The sequence below is a fragment of the Prevotella scopos JCM 17725 genome (genome assembly GCF_018127785.1).
Classification (GTDB): Bacteria; Bacteroidota; Bacteroidia; order Bacteroidales; family Bacteroidaceae; genus Prevotella; species Prevotella scopos.
The window spans coordinates 703149-722620 of the sequence record NZ_CP072389.1 but is presented as its reverse complement, the minus strand read 5'-3'; the positions used below and the strand labels follow the sequence as shown (position 1 = coordinate 722620).

The window sequence follows — 19472 nt, the reverse complement described above, 5'->3', positions numbered from 1 at the left end:
TTGCTTTATGTTGGCAAAAAGATTAAATTGATGATATGCAGTTGAAGAAAAGAAGATGGCATTGTCTTCCTGGACAAGAGCCAACCGATATGGATTTAAAGATAATAGAGTTTGAGAAGAAGGGCAAACTCGTTCCTACACGTGATATGATTAAGACACCTGAGCAGATTGAAGGTATCCGAAAGAGTGGTATAGTCAATACGGGATGTTTGGATGCTGTAGCAGAAGCTATCCATGCAGGCATGAATACACAGGAGATTGATGATATCTGTATGCAGTATTGTAAGGATCATAATGCTATTCCAGCCTGCTTGAATTACGAAGGCTATCCAAAGAGCGTATGTACCAGTATCAATGAGGTTGTATGTCATGGTGTGCCAAAGAAAGAAGATGTACTTCAAGAAGGCGATATTATCAATGTTGATATGACGACGATTGTGGATGGCTATTATGCAGATGCAAGTCGTATGTTTATTATAGGAAAGACAACTCCTGAGAAGGAACGTTTAGTACGTGTTGCAAAGGAGTGTCTTGAAATTGGTGCTGAAGCTGCTAAGCCTTACTCTTTTGTAGGTGATATTGGGCATGCCATTCAGAAGCATGCAGAGAAGAATGGCTATGGCGTCGTTCGTGACCTCTGTGGTCATGGCGTAGGTCTTGAATTCCACGAACAACCTGACATTGTTCACTATGGTAACAGAGGAACTGGTATGTTATTGGTTCCTGGTATGGTGTTCACTATCGAACCAATGATTAATATGGGTACATGGAAAGTCTTTATTGATGCAGATGATCCTTATGGATGGGAAGTCATCACAGGTGATGAGCAACCTTCTGCACAATGGGAACATACCTTCGTTATGACAGAACACGGATTGGAGGTTCTGACACACTAATGTCATAAATTCTCATAGGAGATAATCTAACTGAAAATGGAAAAAGAAGATATTTATATATTAGGTATAGAAAGCAGTTGTGATGATACAAGTGCTGCCGTATTGAGGAATGGTGTAATCCTCAGTAACGTTACAGCCTCACAAGAGGTACATAAAGCATATGGAGGAGTTGTTCCTGAGCTTGCTTCAAGAGCACACCAGCAGAACGTTGTTCCTGTTGTTGATCAGGCTTTGAAGCGTGCTGGAATTACGAAGGAACAGCTTTCAGCCATTGCCTTTACACGCGGTCCCGGGTTGATGGGGAGTCTTTTGGTCGGTGTGAACTTTGCTAAAGGTTTTGCCCGTTCATTAAATATTCCAATGATTGAGGTAAATCATTTGCAAGGACATGTCATGGCTCATTTTATCAAAGAAAATGATGATGATAACCACATGCCTCCATTCCCTTTCATCTGTCTCTTGGTATCTGGTGGTAATTCTCAGATTGTTAAGGTAAATGCCTATAATGATATGGAGGTACTTGGTCAGACTATTGATGATGCCGCAGGTGAAGCAATTGATAAGTGTTCGAAGGTTATGGGGCTTGGTTATCCAGGTGGTCCTATCATTGACAAACTGGCTCGACAGGGTAATCCATTAGCTTATAAGTTTGCAGAACCTAATGTTCCTGGTTTCGATTACTCTTTCTCAGGTCTCAAGACATCCTTCTTGTACAATATGCGAAAGTGGGTACAGGAAGATCCAGACTTTATCGAGCATCATAAAGAAGACATTGCAGCAAGTCTTGAGCATGCCATCGTTGATATACTTATGAAGAAGTTGCGTTTGGCCGTAAAAGAGACAGGTATAAAGCATGTGGCTGTTGCGGGTGGTGTGTCAGCTAATAATGGGCTTCGTAATGCATTCAAAGACCATGCTGAGCGTTATGGTTGGACGATTTACATTCCTAAGTTTAGTTATACAACTGACAATGCTGCTATGATTGCTAGCGTAGGAAACTTCAAATATAAAGATAAAGATTTCACAGAGATGGATATTCCTGTGTTCAGTAAGGTTACATTTGAATAACAATAGAATATTAGTTTCTCACAAAAAAATAAGATTATGGATTTTGAAAGTAAGATAATCTCACGTCAAATTGGTGACATCCTTTATGCATCAGGATATACAATTGGTACAGCAGAGAGCTGTACAGGTGGTCGTATCAGTGAAGCTATCATAGCTATCCCTGGTTCATCTGATTATTATAAAGGTGGTGTCGTAGCTTATACAGATGAAGTTAAGGAAAAACTTCTTGGCGTTTCTCACGAAGTGCTTGAAGAAAAGACAGCTGTGTCAGAAGAGGTCGCACGTGAAATGGTGTTGGGTACTATCAATGCCATTGGAGTTGATTTTGCAATTGCATCCACAGGCGTTGCTGGTCCAGGTGGAGGAACGAGTGAGAATCCTGTTGGTACAATTTGGTTAGCTTATGGTAATCGTTCTGAAATTAGAACTTTTAAACTAACAGAAGATTTTGGACGTGATATCAATCTTGCTATCGCAACTAACAAGGCTATTCGTTTGATGCTCGATTTTCTTAATGACATCGTTGATAAGAGTGAGCAGACGCACAAAAAAGATTAATTTTAGCAATTATCCTGGGAAAAGTTTTGCTTATTTGAAACTTTTTTGTAATTTTGCACCCTGTTTGGAATAGGTATCAATTAACGAATCACAAAACAAAGATAGAAATGTCTAAGATTTGTCAAATCACAGGAAAGAAGGCACAGATAGGTTGTAACGTGTCTCACTCAAAGCATCGTACAAAGAGAAGCTTTGACGTCAACCTCTTCAGCAAGAAGTTCTACTATGTAGAGGAGGCTTGCTGGATTCAGCTGAAGATTAGCGCTGCTGGTCTTCGTCTTATTAACAAGGTAGGTCTTGATGCAGCACTTAAGCAGGCTGTTTCAAAGGGCTATGTTGACTGGAAGGACATTAAGGTAATAGGAGACTAAATATCATGGCAAAGAAAGCTAAAGGAAACAGAGTCCAAGTTATCTTGGAATGTACCGAGATGAAGAATAGTGGTGTGGCTGGTACAAGCCGTTACGTAACAACAAAGAATCGTAAGAATACTCCAGAGCGTCTTGAACTTATGAAGTATAACCCTGTTCTTAAGAAGGTTACCCTTCACAAGGAGATTAAGTAAGCACGCTCGTAAAGAGTATCGTTAATAGTTAAAACAGATAAACTATGGCAAAGAAAGCGGTCGCTACCCTCCACGAAGGTTCTACGGATGGTCGCGCATATTCAAAGGTTATCAAGATGGTTAAGAGCCCAAAGACTGGTGCTTACATCTTCGATGAGCAGATGGTCCCAAATGAGGCTGTCAAGGATTTCTTTAAGAATTAATTCTATAAAGATATAATCAATAAAAAGGCTATAGGTATTCCTATAGCCTTTTTTATGCCTTTCACGTATGTCTTAAAGTTTACAAGTTGAATGTGTGGAGTTGAGTGGTTGAGCAGTTTTCTTAGGCTGGATATTGAACTCTAAACTCAGGAGTGAAAAGTATTTCGAAGTGAGAGTGGGTTCTTTACGCAATCTACAAGTAAAGTTGGCTCTATAACGATTCATGTGGGTAATTCGTTATAGAGCCTAAATATAGTCAAGAAGTATAGCCTCGAACTAAAGACAACGCCAAATTGAACTTAGCTTTAATACGTTTAACTCACATTAAATCTCTACCCTTCTATATACTGCAATGGAGTTAACCCTTCGCACATGTGGTGCATACCATCCGCACCATTAGTGTTAAGCACCCGCACCACATGTGCTAAGCACTCGCACCACACGTGTTGAATATTAACACACAACCCACACGATTCGTTATAGAGGCGTAAAGTTTAATTTTTGTTTGCTGTCATTTTTAACATTCCATGCATCTTACTGAAATATAGTAATTAAGTACCACTTATAAATGATAGTAAATTTAGTTTATGAGTTATCTCATCTTTTTTCTTACTGAGCCGATAAGGAATTCATTCTCTTCCATACACTTCCTCAACTAATATAGTACAGAAAAATCCCACACTATCCCAATCAAAGAAGAAAGTGGGATGGTGTGGGAGATATTGTCAAATATGATAACAGGGGATAAATACTAACAAGTGTTTATCTTCTACATGTGTTATAGTGCCTCTTTTTTTATTTTCTCAACGTAAGCATCAATAGCAGCAACAGCCGTTATGTTCACAATGTCGCGAACAGAACATTCAAAATCAGTAAAGTGAATAGGTTTGTTCAGACCCATTTGGATAGGACCAATCACCTCTGAATCAGGGCTTAAAGCCTGTAAGAGTTTGTAGCCACTATTCGCAGAAGACAAGTCTGGGAAGATGAGCGTGTTGACGTCTAATCCCTTCAGACGAGTGAATGGGAATTTCTCATCACGTAATTCTTTATTTAGTGCGAAATTAACCTGCATTTCACCATCAATGGCCAACTTAGGATATTCCTTCTGTAGCTGCTCGACAGCGGTATGTACCTTCAATGGAGAACCTTCCTTATCTGAACCAAAGTTAGAGTAGGAGAGCATAGCAATAACAGGTTTATCATTGAAGAATCTAACGGAACTGGCAGATAGTTTTGCCATATCAGTTAATACCTCTGCGTCAGGATGACGATTGATGAGCGTATCTGCTATGTAATATACACCTTTCTTCGTGTTTAGGATGTGCATAGTACCAAAGTATTTATACTCTGGGCGAATACCAATCACATCCTTTGCTACCTTAATTGTATTGCTATATTTGGTATAAAGTCCTGTGATAAACGCATCTGCATCACCATTTTCAACCATAGACATACCAAAATAGTTACGTTCGTACATCTTATCGTATGCCTCTTCAAAGGTATAACCCTCGCGTGAACGCTTCTCCGCTAAGTGTTTAGCATAGGTGGCACGACGTCCCTGCTCTTTATCAGCACGCATGTCAACAATCTCAATATCTGAGATATCAAGCTTTAAACGGTTGGCAACGCGATTCAAACGATCTGGGTTTCCCAAAAGTATTGGAATACAGATTCCTTCTTGTTTTGCCTGTACAGCAGCCTTCATCATTGTCTGATGTCCACCTTCAGCAAATACAATTCTCTGTGGATGTTTAGCCGCAGTTGCGTGGAGTGAATTTGCCAGCTTTGTTTCCTGTCCTAACATTTGGAGTAGTCTCTGCTTGTACTCTTTGAAGTCTTTGATTGGTGTGCGAGCAACTCCACTATCCATTGCTGCCTTAGCTACAGCAGCACTAACTTCTGTTATTAGTCGAGGGTCAACAGGCTTTGGAATAAAGTACTTAGGACCGAATGTGAGGTCGTTTACATGATAAACCTCATTCACCACGTCAGGCACTGTTTGTTTTGCTAGATCAGCAATAGCAAAAACAGCAGCCATCTTCATCTCCTCATTGATTGCTTTCGCATGAACATCCAAAGCCCCACGGAAGATATATGGGAAACCGATAACATTGTTAATCTGATTTGGGTAATCAGAGCGACCTGTTGACATGATTACGTCAGGACGTGCTTCGATAGCATCATCGTATGATATCTCTGGAACAGGGTTAGCCAATGCAAAGACAATAGGATTCTCGTTCATTGAACGGATCATGTTCTGTGTCAGGATATTACCCTTTGATAATCCGACAAATACGTCTGCACCTTTAATTGCTTCCTCTAAGGTGTGAACGTCACGTCGATCAGTTGCAAAGAGGGCTTTCTGTGGAGTTAAATTCTTTGAATCAGAGGTAATCACGCCCTTTGAGTCAAGCATAATAATATTCTCTTTCTTCAATCCCAACGCTACATATAACTTTGTACATGAAATAGCTGCTGCGCCAGCACCATTTACCACTAACTTAACGTCAGCAATATTCTTACCCGCCACTTCCAAAGCATTCTTCAAACCGGCAGCAGAAATGATAGCTGTTCCGTGTTGATCATCATGCATAACAGGAATGTCGAGCGTGCGCTTTAAGCGTTCTTCAATAGCGAAGCACTCAGGCGCTTTTATATCTTCAAGGTTGATACCACCGAAGGTAGATGCAATCTTTTCTACAGCCTCACAGAACTTGTCTGGGTCTTGTTCGTCAAGTTCTATGTCGAATACGTCAATACCACCATAAATCTTGAACAATAAACCCTTACCTTCCATAACTGGTTTACCACTCATAGCTCCGATATTACCGAGACCTAATACAGCAGTACCATTACTGATAACGGCAACCAAATTGCCTTTGTCTGTATATTTATATACGTCGTCAGGATTCTGTTGGATTTCCAAACATGGGTATGCCACACCAGGTGAATAAGCCAGACTGAGGTCTGACTGTGTGCTATAAGGCTTTGTTGGCTTTACTTCGATTTTGCCAGGACGGCCGTTGCTATGATATTCCAGAGCGGCTTCTTTTGTTACCTTGACCATAATTATCTTTTTCCTTTATATTACAAAAATGTATTTTCAACTGACAAAGTTAATAAAATCCACTCTAAAACAGATGGCATTATGAAAGTTTTTTGTAATTTTGCGCAAAAATAAAGTTTAATGCAAAGTACAGCAACAGAAACCACTTATCGGCAAGAACTTAAAGAGAAAATTCTCATTACTGCCGTTGAACTTTTCCATAAGAATGGAATAAAGAGTGTGAAGATGGATGACATTGCTAATGAACTCAAGATTTCAAAACGTACACTCTATGAGATCTATAGCAATAAGGAAGAACTTCTTTTTGAAGTTGTTCGACAGGATGGTTTGAGAGAAAAACGTAGGATGGATGAAATCATCGAAACGGGAATGAATGTGATCAATATAATTGCAGAAATCTGTCGTTTCCGTATTGAAGAGTTTAGTCATATTAACCCTCTTTTTTTTGAAGAAATTCATAAGTATCCAGAGTTGCTTTCTTATGTGCGTAGGTTACATGATGAACGGGAGACTGATGCAAATGCTTTTATTCAGCGTGGTATAGGTGAAGGTTTGTTCCTTCCTAATGTAAACTATCAAATTGTACGTAAACTTACTGGCGCATTACAAGAATCAATCATGAGTCAGTACCTTTATAAAGAATATGATGTAAAGGAACTAGCACATGTTGGTATGTTATTCTTTATTCGCGCTTTTTGTACATTGAAAGGTGTTGAATTATTGGATGAAGAATTGAGTACGCTTACATTATCATAAAGTTAATAGTCTGTATATTGTGTGAAAATGCAATATCTTAGATATACATTTAGGTAAAAGATAAATAATAGATGAAAGATAATACATATAAGACACTGCTGCTGACATTGTTGGTTGCATTGTTCCTTTTCTTGCTTCATTTTCTTCCAACCTTTAAAATAGGTGACACGAAACTTCGTGAGATAGATATTTTAAGTGATTTAGCACGAAAGAAGAAAGTGCTTGAGGAGGTGATCCCGTCACCTAAAAAGCCTTCAACGGTAGTAGCCTATGATAAAGAAGGAAATGTGATTGACTTTAAGGAAGAATGGCCTAAAGGTACAGAGCGAATCGTTGACTATTCTGCTGGAAAGCCTGGTGGACTTGACCATTTCTATGGTCAACTTAATCTTTTGGCTCAGAAACAGGCAGTTGGTCGTCCAGTGCGTATTGCGTATTTTGGTGATTCATTTATCGAAGGTGACATCCTTTTAGCTGACTTACGTGAAGATCTCCAGAAATATTATGGCGGTTATGGTGTAGGATGGATTGATGCTGGTAACGATCTAGATCAATACAAACATACCGTTGAGAATAAGTTTACGGGTCTTACTGAACACATGGTTAAGAAGCCTGCAAGTTATGATGTCAATCAGGCTGGTATTGCTGAGCGTTATTACACAATGAATGGACAAGCTACTATGTCTTATGCTCCTTTTTCATTGTCTCATGACTACAGTCGCACTGAAAAATGGGCAAGCACCTGGCTTTATCTTCGTTCAAAGGGAGGTGCAAACGTAACCTTTGAGATTGATGGTGGTAAGACAAGTACACAGCGTGTCAATCCATCGGCAGCAATACAAGCTGTAAAGATGGATGGTGTTACTTCTCATGCAACTATTAAGGTGAATGGTTCTAACACAATTCTCTTTGGTACGTCACAAGAAGGACGTGAAGGTATCGTACTCGATAACTTTAGTATGCGTGGCTCTTCTGGAACAACATTGGCAAAACTTCCAGAGCAGATGTTGAAGGAATTTGCTCTTGTTCGTCCGTATGATCTTATTGTATTTCAGTTTGGTGTCAATGCTGTAGATGCAGAGACAACGCCTGAGCGATTGAAGAAGTATATGGCTAACATGAAGCTTGTTGTAGACCTCTTCCACAAGTGTTTCCCTGAAACGAGCATTCTTATTGTTAGTAGTCCTGACCGTGGCTCAAAGACTTCACCTGATGGTACGATGAAGGGCGTTGAGATGTTGGTTGGATATCAAGAACAGCTTGCAGCCGATTGTCATGTAGGTTTCTATAATCTCTTCCGTGCTATGGGTGGTCCTGGAACAATGATGCGTATTGTAGATGAACAGAGCATGGGAACGAAAGATTATGTACATATTAATTATAAAGGTGGTAAATATGTCAGCGAGCGTATCTTCAAGTCTATCGTAGCAGGACAGAAGAATTATTTAAGACGTGAAAACTTGACAGAACAATAAATACCTATTAGTACAACATAGAATAAGATGGAAATAAGTTATTTCTTTAGTCAGTTCATGGCTATATTAAAAAATTTCTTACAGAGTATTGAGTCGTATGTCTCAAGCCTTGATTTTGCAAAGGTTGCTGATATATTTCTTTACAATCCACGCGAACCACTGCTTTTCTCTTCAGGAGCGTTTCTTTTTATCTTCCTAGTCTTTATGATAGGTTATTACTGCCTGCGAAACAAGGTGGATGGAAGACTTTTCTTTGTCACGCTCTTCTCTTATTATTTCTTTTATAAGAGTAGTAGCTTCTATTTCCTATTATTACTTATCGTAACTGTCAGCGACTTCTATATTGCAAGACGTGTTGCTAAGGGAAAGCATCCTAAGTTGTGGTTGGCTTTGACATTGTTGATAGACCTTGGATTATTGGCTTACTTTAAATATACCAACTTCTTTGCTGGAATGGTTACACAGATGATTGGTGGAAACTTCCAACCTTGGGATATTTTCTTACCAGTAGGAATTAGCTTCTACACCTTTAAGACAATTTCATACGTTGTAGACATATACAGAAAGAAGGCTGAGCCAATGGAGTCATTGCTTGACTATGCGTTCTACGTCAGCTTCTTCCCAACACTTCTTGCTGGTCCGATTACGCGTGCAACAGACTTCGGTCCACAGATTCGCAAGCCGTTACATATCAGCCGTGAAATGTTTGCTCAAGGAGTATTCTTTATTATCATTGGTCTCTTTAAGAAAGCGGTTATCTCTGATTATATCTCACAAAACTTTGTAGATCGTATCTTTGACAACCCAACGCTCTTCTCTGGTGGCGAGGTTCTTCTTGGTCTTTATGGCTACTGTATTCAGATTTACTGCGACTTCTCTGGCTATTCTGATATGGCAATTGGTATTGCATTGCTGCTTGGATTTAAGATTCCAATGAACTTCAATGCACCGCTTACAGCCGATTCCATGACTGATTTCTGGCGTCGTTGGCATATCTCGCTCTCTACTTGGATTCGTGATTATGTCTATATCTCACTTGGTGGAAACAAGAAGGGAACACTTCGCATGTATTTCAATCAGATGGTGGCTATGACGGCTTGCGGTCTTTGGCACGGAGCTTCGTTGAACTTCATTGTTTGGGGTGTCTTGCATGGTGCATTGGTTTGTGTACATAAGTTCTGGTCTCAGACTGTTTTGAAGCACGATCGTCGTTATCATCCCTCTGGTCTTCGTCGGTTTATTTCAGTATTCATTACTTTCCACGTTCTCTGTTTCACATGGTTGTTCTTCCGTTGCAAGGACTTTGATGCAGTGTGGGTTATGGTAAAGCAAATGTTTACGAAGTTCAATCCTTCCGTACTTCCTGACGTCTTCATGGGGTATAAGTATGTATTCTTACTGATGATATTTGCGCTTCTTACGCATTGGATTCCAGACTCATGGCAAAACCGTTGTGTTCGTATCTTAGAGAAGGGTGGTGTCTTACTCTCTGCAATTGCAATTACGATTGTTATCTTTATTATTATGCAGGTAAAGAGTTCTGATATACAGCCATTTATTTACTTCCAGTTCTAATTCGCTCTTGATATAAAAGACAGCGCATAGGGTTAAACTAAATGTTAGATTAACTGTATGCGCTGTTTTATTTGCTTCTTATAATCTACATTGATAGCTGTCTTTGCCTTGCAAAAAAAATATTTACAAAAAGCTGAGTAGATTTGCTTTAAATAAACAAAATAAAAGTTTTAATATGGACCTTTGCAACTAACAGACTATCAGTTAATTATAAAAGTTGTCTTATAGCAGATTTACTTCACATCATTTTAACATTTAAAATTCAAAATGGGAAGTAAACATTCTAAACACAGAACATTCAGTGAGGACTTTATTCTCACTTTACTTCGTGAGTATTACTCATCAGAAGTGTCAATTAATTTCATCTGTCGTAAGTACGGCATTAATAGTGCCAGCTTTTATCAATGGCAAAAAAAGTATGATTTAGATGAAAAAAAGCTATCTTTGTCGCATGATATTATTACTAAATTAAAAGCTATGCGTAGTAAGAAAGCTATGGAGAAAGCCCCTCTAACTCGTGAGGAAGAGCTTGAAGAACAAGTATCGAATTTGAAGAAAGCTTTGGAGTATTCTGAACTTCGCAATCAAGGTTTGATGAAAGTCATAGAGATAAGCAGTAAGGAATATGGTGAGGATTTGCTAAAAAAAGCTGGCGCCAAGCAGTAGACAGCCTTCGAGTCAGCAACCCTTGTTTATCAATTGGGCTGCTGAGTGGACTGTTTGGCAAGACTCGTGAAGGCTATTACTCTGTGAGTAAAGAGAAGAGGGAGCATCGTAAACTTACTGAGAAAATTGTCGTACGTGCAGTAATGGATGTTCGTGCAGATGCTCCTCGAATAGGTGCACAGAAACTTTTGCACATGCTTATGGATATCTATCCTGGCTTAATGCTTGGGCGCGACAGGTTCTACCAGCTAATGCACAAGCATCACCTTATGCTGAAGCCATCCAGATGTCGCCACACCACGAACTCCAATCACAACTATTTCAAGTATAAGAACACGGCAAAAGGAATGGTTCTTACACGTCCTGCACAACTCTGGGTAGCAGACATCACATATATAGATACTGAGGATGGTGTGGTCTATCTTCACCTCATAACCGATGCATTCACTCATGAGATAATCGGATGGAAGCTTTCTGACAGTCTGCAGGCTGTCAATACGCTTGCTGCCCTAGACATGGCAATAGAACATTCACAGGGTATGAATCTCTCGCTGATGACGCACCACTCTGATCGTGGGGTTCAATACTGCAGCAACGCCTACGTGGCAAGGCTGGAGAGTATACACTCGGGCATAAGCATGACTGAAGACTACAACCCTACAGATAATGCAATCGCCGAAAGAGTGAACGGAATAATAAAGCAAGAGTGGCTCTACCACATGAAACGACCGAAGAACCTCGATGATGCACGATGCACTATTGCTGGTATCATAGACTTCTACAACAATAAGAGACCCCATATGAGCAACGGCATGCTTACGCCAAGACAAATGAGAGAAAAGCACTGCAATGTAGCATAAGGGTTTCTGTGCGTTTCATGGTATTAAATTTTGTAAGTTGAAGGAAAAATACTAACTTTGAACATGTGCTACACACGTTCAGACTTCATTGTCAAGATTTATGACTATGTAAAGCGAATCAGTAAAGTTTCCATGGGGGTGTAAAGCTGTTCAGGAAGCAAGTAAAAAATGTGTAAACCAATTTAGTAACAATAACCAGAAAAGTGTGAAGTAAATTTAGGCATAGTCAAGTGCTTGGTAATAGGTGCTTAATTAGCCTTCAAAAGGGCGTTAACAGCATCGCAAAAGGGCGTCTTTTGGATGCCAATTGAGCCTTAATTCGAACGCTATCAAGCCTTGTTTAAAATTAAGGATACGAATTTTTATTACAAGACGAGGATTATTAACTTTACAAGATGATGAGAAGAAGTAACTAAAGTAGACTTATTGTTTTGAATGAATCTCGTTAGTGTTATTATTATTAATAGGTGTAATTGTTGCTAATTTCGCTTTTTTTTATTAAGTTTGCATAATAACTCCTACTTTTTTCTGAAATAAGAAACCATAATGAAGATAGATATAGAAAGGATTAAGTACTTCTTAACTGTTGGTATGTTCATGAAAACTGAGCATAGTTCAAAGCGTAGAAATATGCTAATCAAACAGCTTCAGAAGTTTTATCTTACTGTCAAATTCTTTTTTGTGCGCGATCATGCTGCTTTCACGGCACAACTTTCGTTTTCTATGATAATGGCAATCGTGCCCATAGCATCTATGATTTTTGCTATTGCAAATGGCTTTGGTTTTGGGCAGTTTCTCGAAAAACAATTTCGTGAAATGTTGTCTGCACAACCCGAAGCGGCTACTTGGCTGTTAAAGCTTACGCAGTCTTACCTTGTTCATGCTAAGACTGGACTCTTTATCGGAATAGGACTGATGATAATGCTTTATAGTGTTTTCTCTCTGATTAGAACGGTAGAGACTGCTTTTGATAATATATGGCAGGTTAAAGATAGTCGCTCTCTTAGTAGGATAGTCATAGATTATACGGCTTTAATGTTTCTCGTACCTATTAGCATTATCATTCTTTCAGGACTTAGCATCTATTTCTATAGCTTTGTAGAGAATCTAAATGGTTTGCGCTTTCTCGGAACTATTGCGAGCTTTTCACTTCGTTATCTTGTGCCATGGTCTATCCTTACCCTTATGTTCATTGTGCTTTATGTTTTCATGCCCAATGCGAAGGTTAAGATTACGAAGACAGTTGCTCCTGCGATGATAGCCAGTATCGCTATGCTTTGCTTACAAGCGGTTTATATACATGGACAGATTTTTCTTACAAGTTATAATGCCATTTATGGTTCGTTTGCAGCACTTCCACTGTTTATGTTGTGGATACTTGCATCGTGGTATATCTGTCTATTCTGTGCAGAACTCTGTTATTTTAATCAAAATTTAGAGTACTATGAGTGTCTGATAGATACAGAAGAAATATGTCATAATGACCTTTTAATACTGTGTGCGACTGTATTGAGCCATATCTGTCAACGTTTTGCAAATGACCAAAAGCCTCAGACTGCATTGCAAATAAAGTCTGAAACGCATATTCCTATTCGTGTGATGACGGATATTCTCTATAGATTAAAAGAGGTCAATCTCATCTCGGAGAACTTTTCACCTACTTCTGATGAAGTAACTTATACGCCTACGCACGATACAAATAACATAACTGTAGGTGAAATGATTGCTCGTTTAGAATCTACTCCAGCATTTGATTTTGCGCTTTTAGGTTTCTCTCCTAAAAAAGCATGGAACAATGACATATATAATAGGGTGAGAAGTATACGCGAGATTTATCTTAAAGAGTTGAAATCAATCAATATTAAAGAACTAATAAGTTATTCAGAGAATTAAAGGATTATATTGGATTTAGTGGTATACTTCGTTGATTGTCTTTTGAGAAGGATAATATTGTAACACTAAACCATCTGATATTCTCTTCCAAACGAATATGATAACATAACAAAAGAGCCAGTTCTGCAATCGAAAACTGGCTCTTTTATCGTACTATAAAATCTTGTTTTATCTATGAAGTGTAATTTTTTGTTACAAATCCTAAATGATGTTTCTCTTTTAGAAGCTAACAAAAGCATCATCTTCTATACTTAATGAGGTTTTTCAGGGCTTTATTATTTCGATTTGTTAAGACAATAAAGTCAAAGTATATTAAAAATAAAAAGTCCCAGACTGTTGGTCTGGGACTGAAAGATTACTTGTCTCACGACAACTAATCTTCTAACCTTAATAATCTAATACCATGAAAAACACGATGCAAAGATATCTAAATCTTGTTATATTTCCAAATATAAAATGTTAAATGGTGTGAACATTTAATTTTTATCTGATAACTTCTCAAATATCTCTACACCGTACTTAATAATGGTCTATTTTATGCTGTTGAGCAAGTCTAGTTTACCATCACTTACCAACTTAATAATCAGTTCACCAAACAATGTATTTTGCCATGCAAACCAGTCGCGTGTGTAGTTGTTAGCATCATCCTTATAGAAGCTTTCATGGATGAAACCTTTGCCAGCATCAGTATTCATCAACATTTCAATACATTGACGTATTTCATCATCATTTTTTGACGTGAAAGCGCGCATCATGATTGACATAGGCCATATCATATCGTTGCCAATATGTGGTCCCCCAATTCCTTCTCCAGCCTTTCCACGATGGAAATAAGGATTATCCTCGCTCCATACATAACGGCGAGTATTCTGATAGATTGGATCGTCTATACTAACATCACCAAGATAAGGCATTGCCAAGAGGCTTGGTACGTTAGCATCATCCATCAGGAAATAGCTTCCAAAGCCATCAACTTCGTAAGCATATATTTTCCCATATTTAGGATGGTCATATACTGCATACTTCTTTAAGGCATCACTAACTTCGTTGGCAAGGTCAGTACATTGTGCTGCAAGCGCTGTATTCTTATTTACCTTGGTCAAAATCTCTGCTGCTTTGCGAAGTGAAGAAACAGTCATAAAGTTCGAAGGTACGAGGAACTGCAAGGTTGTTGTGTCGTCAGAAGGACGGAAAGCTGAAGCTATCAAACCTATTGGCTTAACGGGAGCACCCCATCCTGCATTGTTCATTGTGTCGAGTGCACGGTCCGTGACACGTAAGAACTTGTAGGTTCCTCTACCATCTTTCTTCTGTTGCGTGCGGAATGTTTTGAGTATATTTTCTACTGTTTTAATCCATTCTGGTCCAAAGACATTTGTATCACCTGTTATCTTCCAATATTCATAAGCGAGACGGATAGGATAGCAAAGTGAGTCAATCTCAAACTTACGTTCGTGCAACTCTGGTTTCATATCAGTTTCATCAGTCATCCATCGGCCATTTGGATCTGGATAATGATTAAAAGCATTAGCGTATGGATCGATGTTTATACACTTGAATTGACGATTGATAACTCCAGCAAGCATCTTCTTTAGTTTCTTATCCTTGCTAGCCAACTGTACGTATGGCCACACTTGTGCACCCGAGTCGCGAAGCCACATCGCAGGAATATCACCTGTATAAACGTATGTGTCAGGTGTTCCATCGGCATCTTCACCATAGTGTACAGTGGTATCGAGTGTATTGGGGAAGCAATTCTCAAACATCCATGCCAAACGTTTGTTTGTTAATTTCTTTACAATATCCTTTATTTCTTTCTCAACTGCATCAGAATGGAAAAGACGCTCGGCTTCTTTAGGGCGTTTTGATGTAAAGGTAACAGCATCTGCTGGGCAAGTAAGTTGATTAGCTGGTATATCATTGATATTCTCAGCACTTACAGATTGTGCATTCAACATCATTAGCGCAACAAATGTAGAGGTGATATAGGTGATTTTTCTCATACGTTATATTAGTTTTATTGATACTTATTGATACAGTTAATGATCTCATGAACTTCTTCATCAGTCATGGTAGGGTTGCAAGGAAGAGATAGTTCTTGCTGATGGATTAAATCTGTGATAGGATAATGACGTCTATTCCATTCTTCATATGCTTGTTGCTGATGTGGTGGAATGGGGTAGTGTATCATTGTTTCAACGCCGTTTTCTTTTAGATATTGTTGTAAACGATTGCGAGAAGGACAGAGAATAGGGAAGATATGATAAACATTATCTCTGTCATTATCCTTTATTAATGTTATATGCGGGTTATTAATACCCTCAAAGTAAGCTTTTGCAATGTATTTTCTACGTTGATTTTCCTTGTAAAGATAAGGTAGTTTCACGTTCAACACAGCAGCTTGGATCTCGTCCATACGACTGTTTCTTCCCTTGTAAGTAAACTCATATTTACGTGCAGAACCATAGTTTGCAAGGCAACGGATGGTTTGTGCCAATTGTTCATCATCGGTTGTCACAGCTCCTGCATCTCCTAAGGCACCAAGATTCTTACCAGGGTAAAAGCTATGCGCTGCAGCAGTCCCTAGACTCCCTGTACGTTTGTTACCAAAGTGACAGCCGTGCGCTTGCGCATTATCTTCGAGCAGTAAGAGGTTATGGTGTTTACAAATGTCGCCAATGAAAGGTATATAGGCACATCTTCCATAAAGGTGTACAAGCATAATGGCACGTGTACGAGAGGTGATAGCTTGTTCAATCTGTTTCTCATCAATCTCTAAAGTGTTGATATCCGGTTCTACAAGGATAGGGGTAAGATGGTTTTCGGTGATGGATAGGATTGTCGCGATGTAAGTATTAGCAGGCACAATGACCTCGTCTCCTTCTTTGAGAAGTCCTAATTCTATATAGGCACGGAAGATAAGACAGAGTGCATCAAGCCCATTACCACATGTTACACAGTACTTTGTACCAATGTATTGTGCATAATTATTTTCAAATAAAGCTATATGCTCCCCCTGCAGATACCAGCCAGAACGTAGTACCTGATTAACAGCTGTAGTAATCTCTGATTCATGTAATGCTGTTATTTTTTGAAGTGAGAGATAGTTTATCATGTTTATTCTTTTATGAAGTGCACTGCTTATGCTCGGAACTCTTGCATTACTCTATATTAGACTTTGTTTCCCATGTATAACAGTCGTAGCAAACGCCACGTCCTCCAAAGCCTTCTTTTTGAAAAATAAGTGGTTCGTTAAGAACCTTTCCTTGTTCTTCTGTACTCTTGCCAAAGTCAAAGTAGCCCTTATGATTGGCATATACATTATTAAGAATATAGTCAAATAGGAGGTCGAGGGCTCCAATCTTTTTCCCTTCAGGGGAAGCTGAGATGTATTGAGTATGAACTACCTGCGGCATCTCATAAATGATTGTCCCCCCAATAGCAATCTCTTTGTCATTGTATGCCATGAATAGTTTAATTGAGTTAGGAAACCGACTGTGAAGTAAAATTAACTCTTCAAGGGAGTGTACAGGGTGAGTAGCATACTTATTGGTGAGGTTCTTATCGAGAATATCCCAAAAAGTTGCAAAGTCTTTACTCTCACGAACAGTAACTCCAGCATGTATAGCCTTTTTAATTCCTCTGCGACGAATTTCTTTAAACTTCATTCTTGAAATAAAAGGAATTGTGCTTGATACATCACGACCCATCAGCTGGGCATGGCATATATTGATAATAGCATAAAGGTCTTCTTCTGCAGGATAGCAATGGTATATCCATGGAGTAGGTTTATATACAACTCTTTGTATCTCTGAGTTATAAAGATATTTGTTAATCCTTATAAAGACCTCACAAATCTCAGCTGTAGTAGCCTGTTTCTTTGTTATAAGTCCACCGTAAGTCAATCCTTGATGAGAGTAAAGTATGTCGCCTAAACGATTAGCAGGTAAGAGTGCATAGAGCTGTCCTTTTCGATAAATCATCAGCGAAGCATCCTGAAATCTATCGGCATGATAATCCATATAGGAACGGTTGAAGAGGAATGTTCCTTGTCGTGAATCCTCAATAAACTCGTTCCACGCTTGTGCTTGTTCTTGCGTGTATTGCTTTACTTCAAACATTATATTTTAGGATTGAATAATAGAAGATGCTCTAAACTATCTTCTTTTATTCTTTTATGTCAAATTTATAGTTTAACTTTTATCCTTTCTTAGAACACTTATAGTTAAGAAACTCTGTGTATTCACGGATATAATCATTTTCTTCAAAAGGATCTTCTGCCAAAACAAGGCATACGGCACCTGATGAAAAATCATCGAGCGTACGCCAGGTATCAGTCTCAACTAAGAGTCCTTGATAAGGATGATTCAAGAGAAAAGATTGCTTATCACGTCCATTATCGAGGGTAACCGTAAAGGAACCGCTAACAGCAATGATGAATTCTCGGCAATGTTTATGGGCATGACCACCACGGCAAGCACCTGAAGGTACATCGTATGTCCAATAAACACGAGAAATGTTGAAAGGAATATCCTTCATTCCCTCAGCAATAGAGAGGTTACCACGTGGGTCAACCATCTTTTGTAAGGAGATAATCTTTCCTATTGAAGCTTCTGTTTCTTTCATTCTTATCGTCTATTGACTTTTGAAAGTTATTTATTCATATATGGATCTGTACCTAGAACGGTAGCTGCAACACGTTTCGTCTTATCACGAAGTGTATTCATATCAGTTCCAACTTCTCCATAGCATAGTGCAACTCCCATGCGGCGACCAACGTGGGCAATTGGTTTTCCGAAGATTCGTAAACGTGTCCGATCTTCCTTACATGCATCTAATAGATTGTATAATAATGGTTTATTAGTCTCAATTGGAGAGAGAATAACAGCCGAACAACCTGCATGTTCAAGGTGGATTGCCGGGATTGGAAGTCCCATTACCGCACGGAAATGAAGCTCGAATTCGTTGAAGTTTGTTGTGTGAGCCAGTGTTACCATACCTGTATCATGTGGACGAGGAGACAGTTCTGAGAATATTACTTCTCCTTTCTTTGTTAGAAAGAACTCAACTCCCCAAATACCATATCCTGTAAGTGCGCGTGTTACTTCGTAAGCAATATGCTCCGCCTGACGTAATGACTCTTCTGAGATGGCGTATGGTTGCCAGCTCTCACGATAATCGCCCCCCTTTTGGATGTGTCCGATAGGTGGACAGAATAGGGTTGGACCATTTTTCTGTGTTACTGTGAGTAGCGTAAACTCACTATCAAACTCAATAAATTCTTCAATGATAACCTCCTTTACATCGCCTCGTGCACCTTCCATGGCATTCTGAAAGGCTTCTTCAAGCTCTTCATTATTGTGAACATAACTTTGACCATGTCCACTTGAGCTCATCAAAGGTTTTACAACACACGGAAAACCAATCTCGTCGGCTGCTACCTTGAACTCGTCATATGTTTTGGCATAGAAGTATTTGGCAGTTCTTAATCCCAAGTCTTGTGCAGCAAGGTCACGTATAGCACGACGGTTCATTGTGAAGTTTACAGCACGTGCAGATGGCGCAACTTGTATTCCACGCTCTTCGTAATCAAACAGACGCTCTGTTCTAATCGCTTCAATCTCGGGAATGATGAGGTCAGGCTGATATGTTTCTACAACGGTGTCGAGTGCTGTAGCATCAAGCATATCTATCACTACGAATTCATCAGCAACCTGCATGGCTGGTGCATTCTCATAACTATCGCACGCAATGACATATTGTCCAGCACGTTTAGCAGCAATAACGAACTCCTTGCCCAGTTCGCCTGAGCCTAATAACAAGATTCTCTTCATTTGAAAATGTGTTGTCTATGTTTTGATTATGAGCGCATTCACACCCTCGCCAT

The 19472-nt window shown here is 39.1% G+C and carries 18 protein-coding genes; 12 read left to right on the top strand and 6 right to left on the bottom strand.

Annotation, left to right across the window (positions count from 1 at the left end; all coding sequences use genetic code 11):
• Positions 1-35: 35 nt before the first annotated feature.
• The 6 genes from map to J4856_RS02690 all read left to right on the top strand — a co-directional run bounded on the left by map (position 36) and on the right by J4856_RS02690 (position 3290).
• Positions 36-896, top strand: coding sequence for a type I methionyl aminopeptidase (gene map / locus J4856_RS02715; protein WP_025839687.1), 861 nt, complete (start codon positions 36-38; stop codon positions 894-896).
• Between the two features lie 36 nt (positions 897-932).
• Entirely contained in the window at positions 933-1964 is a 1032-nt protein-coding gene (tsaD, locus tag J4856_RS02710) for a tRNA (adenosine(37)-N6)-threonylcarbamoyltransferase complex transferase subunit TsaD (RefSeq protein ID WP_025839686.1), read from the top strand.
• Between the two features lie 36 nt (positions 1965-2000).
• Positions 2001-2522 (top strand): CinA family protein, encoded by a 522-nt coding sequence (locus tag J4856_RS02705; protein WP_025839685.1) that lies wholly within the window; start codon positions 2001-2003, stop codon positions 2520-2522.
• A gap of 107 nt (positions 2523-2629) precedes the next feature.
• On the top strand, positions 2630-2893 hold the full coding sequence (gene rpmB, locus J4856_RS02700) for a 50S ribosomal protein L28 (protein WP_004359782.1): 264 nt from the start codon (positions 2630-2632) through the stop codon (positions 2891-2893).
• 5 nt (positions 2894-2898) lie between these two features.
• Complete coding sequence (gene rpmG, locus J4856_RS02695; RefSeq protein WP_004359784.1) at positions 2899-3087, top strand: 50S ribosomal protein L33; 189 nt, start codon at positions 2899-2901, stop codon at positions 3085-3087.
• Positions 3088-3131: 44 nt separating this feature from the next.
• Positions 3132-3290: a DUF4295 domain-containing protein gene (locus J4856_RS02690; protein ID WP_008822410.1), complete on the top strand. Its 159-nt coding sequence runs from the start codon at positions 3132-3134 to the stop codon at positions 3288-3290.
• A 778-nt stretch (positions 3291-4068) separates the two neighbouring features.
• Here the strand turns inward: J4856_RS02690 and J4856_RS02685 are convergent.
• Complete coding sequence (locus tag J4856_RS02685; RefSeq protein ID WP_025839684.1) at positions 4069-6360, bottom strand: NADP-dependent malic enzyme; 2292 nt, start codon at positions 6358-6360, stop codon at positions 4069-4071.
• Positions 6361-6480: 120 nt separating this feature from the next.
• Between J4856_RS02685 and J4856_RS02680 the strand changes: the two genes are divergently transcribed.
• From J4856_RS02680 to J4856_RS02655, 6 genes are all read left to right on the top strand, one after another.
• Positions 6481-7116, top strand: coding sequence for a TetR/AcrR family transcriptional regulator (locus tag J4856_RS02680; protein ID WP_025839683.1), 636 nt, complete (start codon positions 6481-6483; stop codon positions 7114-7116).
• A gap of 71 nt (positions 7117-7187) precedes the next feature.
• Positions 7188-8591 carry an SGNH/GDSL hydrolase family protein gene (locus tag J4856_RS02675; protein WP_025839682.1) on the top strand — a complete coding sequence of 468 codons (1404 nt, stop codon included), beginning with the start codon at positions 7188-7190 and terminating at the stop codon, positions 8589-8591.
• 27 nt (positions 8592-8618) lie between these two features.
• Positions 8619-10166 (top strand): MBOAT family O-acyltransferase, encoded by a 1548-nt coding sequence (locus tag J4856_RS02670; protein WP_025839681.1) that lies wholly within the window; start codon positions 8619-8621, stop codon positions 10164-10166.
• Positions 10167-10433: 267 nt separating this feature from the next.
• Positions 10434-10832, top strand: coding sequence for a transposase (locus J4856_RS02665; protein ID WP_065367980.1), 399 nt, complete (start codon positions 10434-10436; stop codon positions 10830-10832).
• Between the two features lie 83 nt (positions 10833-10915).
• Positions 10916-11692: an IS3 family transposase gene (locus tag J4856_RS02660; protein WP_244885761.1), complete on the top strand. Its 777-nt coding sequence runs from the start codon at positions 10916-10918 to the stop codon at positions 11690-11692.
• Between the two features lie 546 nt (positions 11693-12238).
• On the top strand, positions 12239-13585 hold the full coding sequence (locus J4856_RS02655) for a YihY/virulence factor BrkB family protein (protein WP_025837150.1): 1347 nt from the start codon (positions 12239-12241) through the stop codon (positions 13583-13585).
• Between the two features lie 530 nt (positions 13586-14115).
• On the opposite strand, the gene J4856_RS02650 is transcribed toward J4856_RS02655, so the two are convergent.
• From J4856_RS02650 to purT, 5 genes are all read right to left on the bottom strand, one after another.
• Positions 14116-15588 (bottom strand): glycoside hydrolase family 125 protein, encoded by a 1473-nt coding sequence (locus tag J4856_RS02650; protein ID WP_025837152.1) that lies wholly within the window; start codon positions 15586-15588, stop codon positions 14116-14118.
• 14 nt (positions 15589-15602) lie between these two features.
• Complete coding sequence (locus tag J4856_RS02645) at positions 15603-16700, bottom strand: DegT/DnrJ/EryC1/StrS family aminotransferase (RefSeq protein WP_025837154.1); 1098 nt, start codon at positions 16698-16700, stop codon at positions 15603-15605.
• Between the two features lie 46 nt (positions 16701-16746).
• The gene (locus tag J4856_RS02640) at positions 16747-17706 is read right to left on the bottom strand and encodes a GNAT family N-acetyltransferase (protein ID WP_025837156.1); all 960 of its coding nucleotides are present in this window, start codon (positions 17704-17706) and stop codon (positions 16747-16749) included.
• Positions 17707-17785: 79 nt separating this feature from the next.
• Positions 17786-18211 (bottom strand): sugar 3,4-ketoisomerase, encoded by a 426-nt coding sequence (locus J4856_RS02635; RefSeq protein WP_025837159.1) that lies wholly within the window; start codon positions 18209-18211, stop codon positions 17786-17788.
• A 26-nt stretch (positions 18212-18237) separates the two neighbouring features.
• Entirely contained in the window at positions 18238-19419 is a 1182-nt protein-coding gene (purT, locus tag J4856_RS02630) for a formate-dependent phosphoribosylglycinamide formyltransferase (protein WP_025837161.1), read from the bottom strand.
• Positions 19420-19472 lie beyond the last annotated feature (53 nt).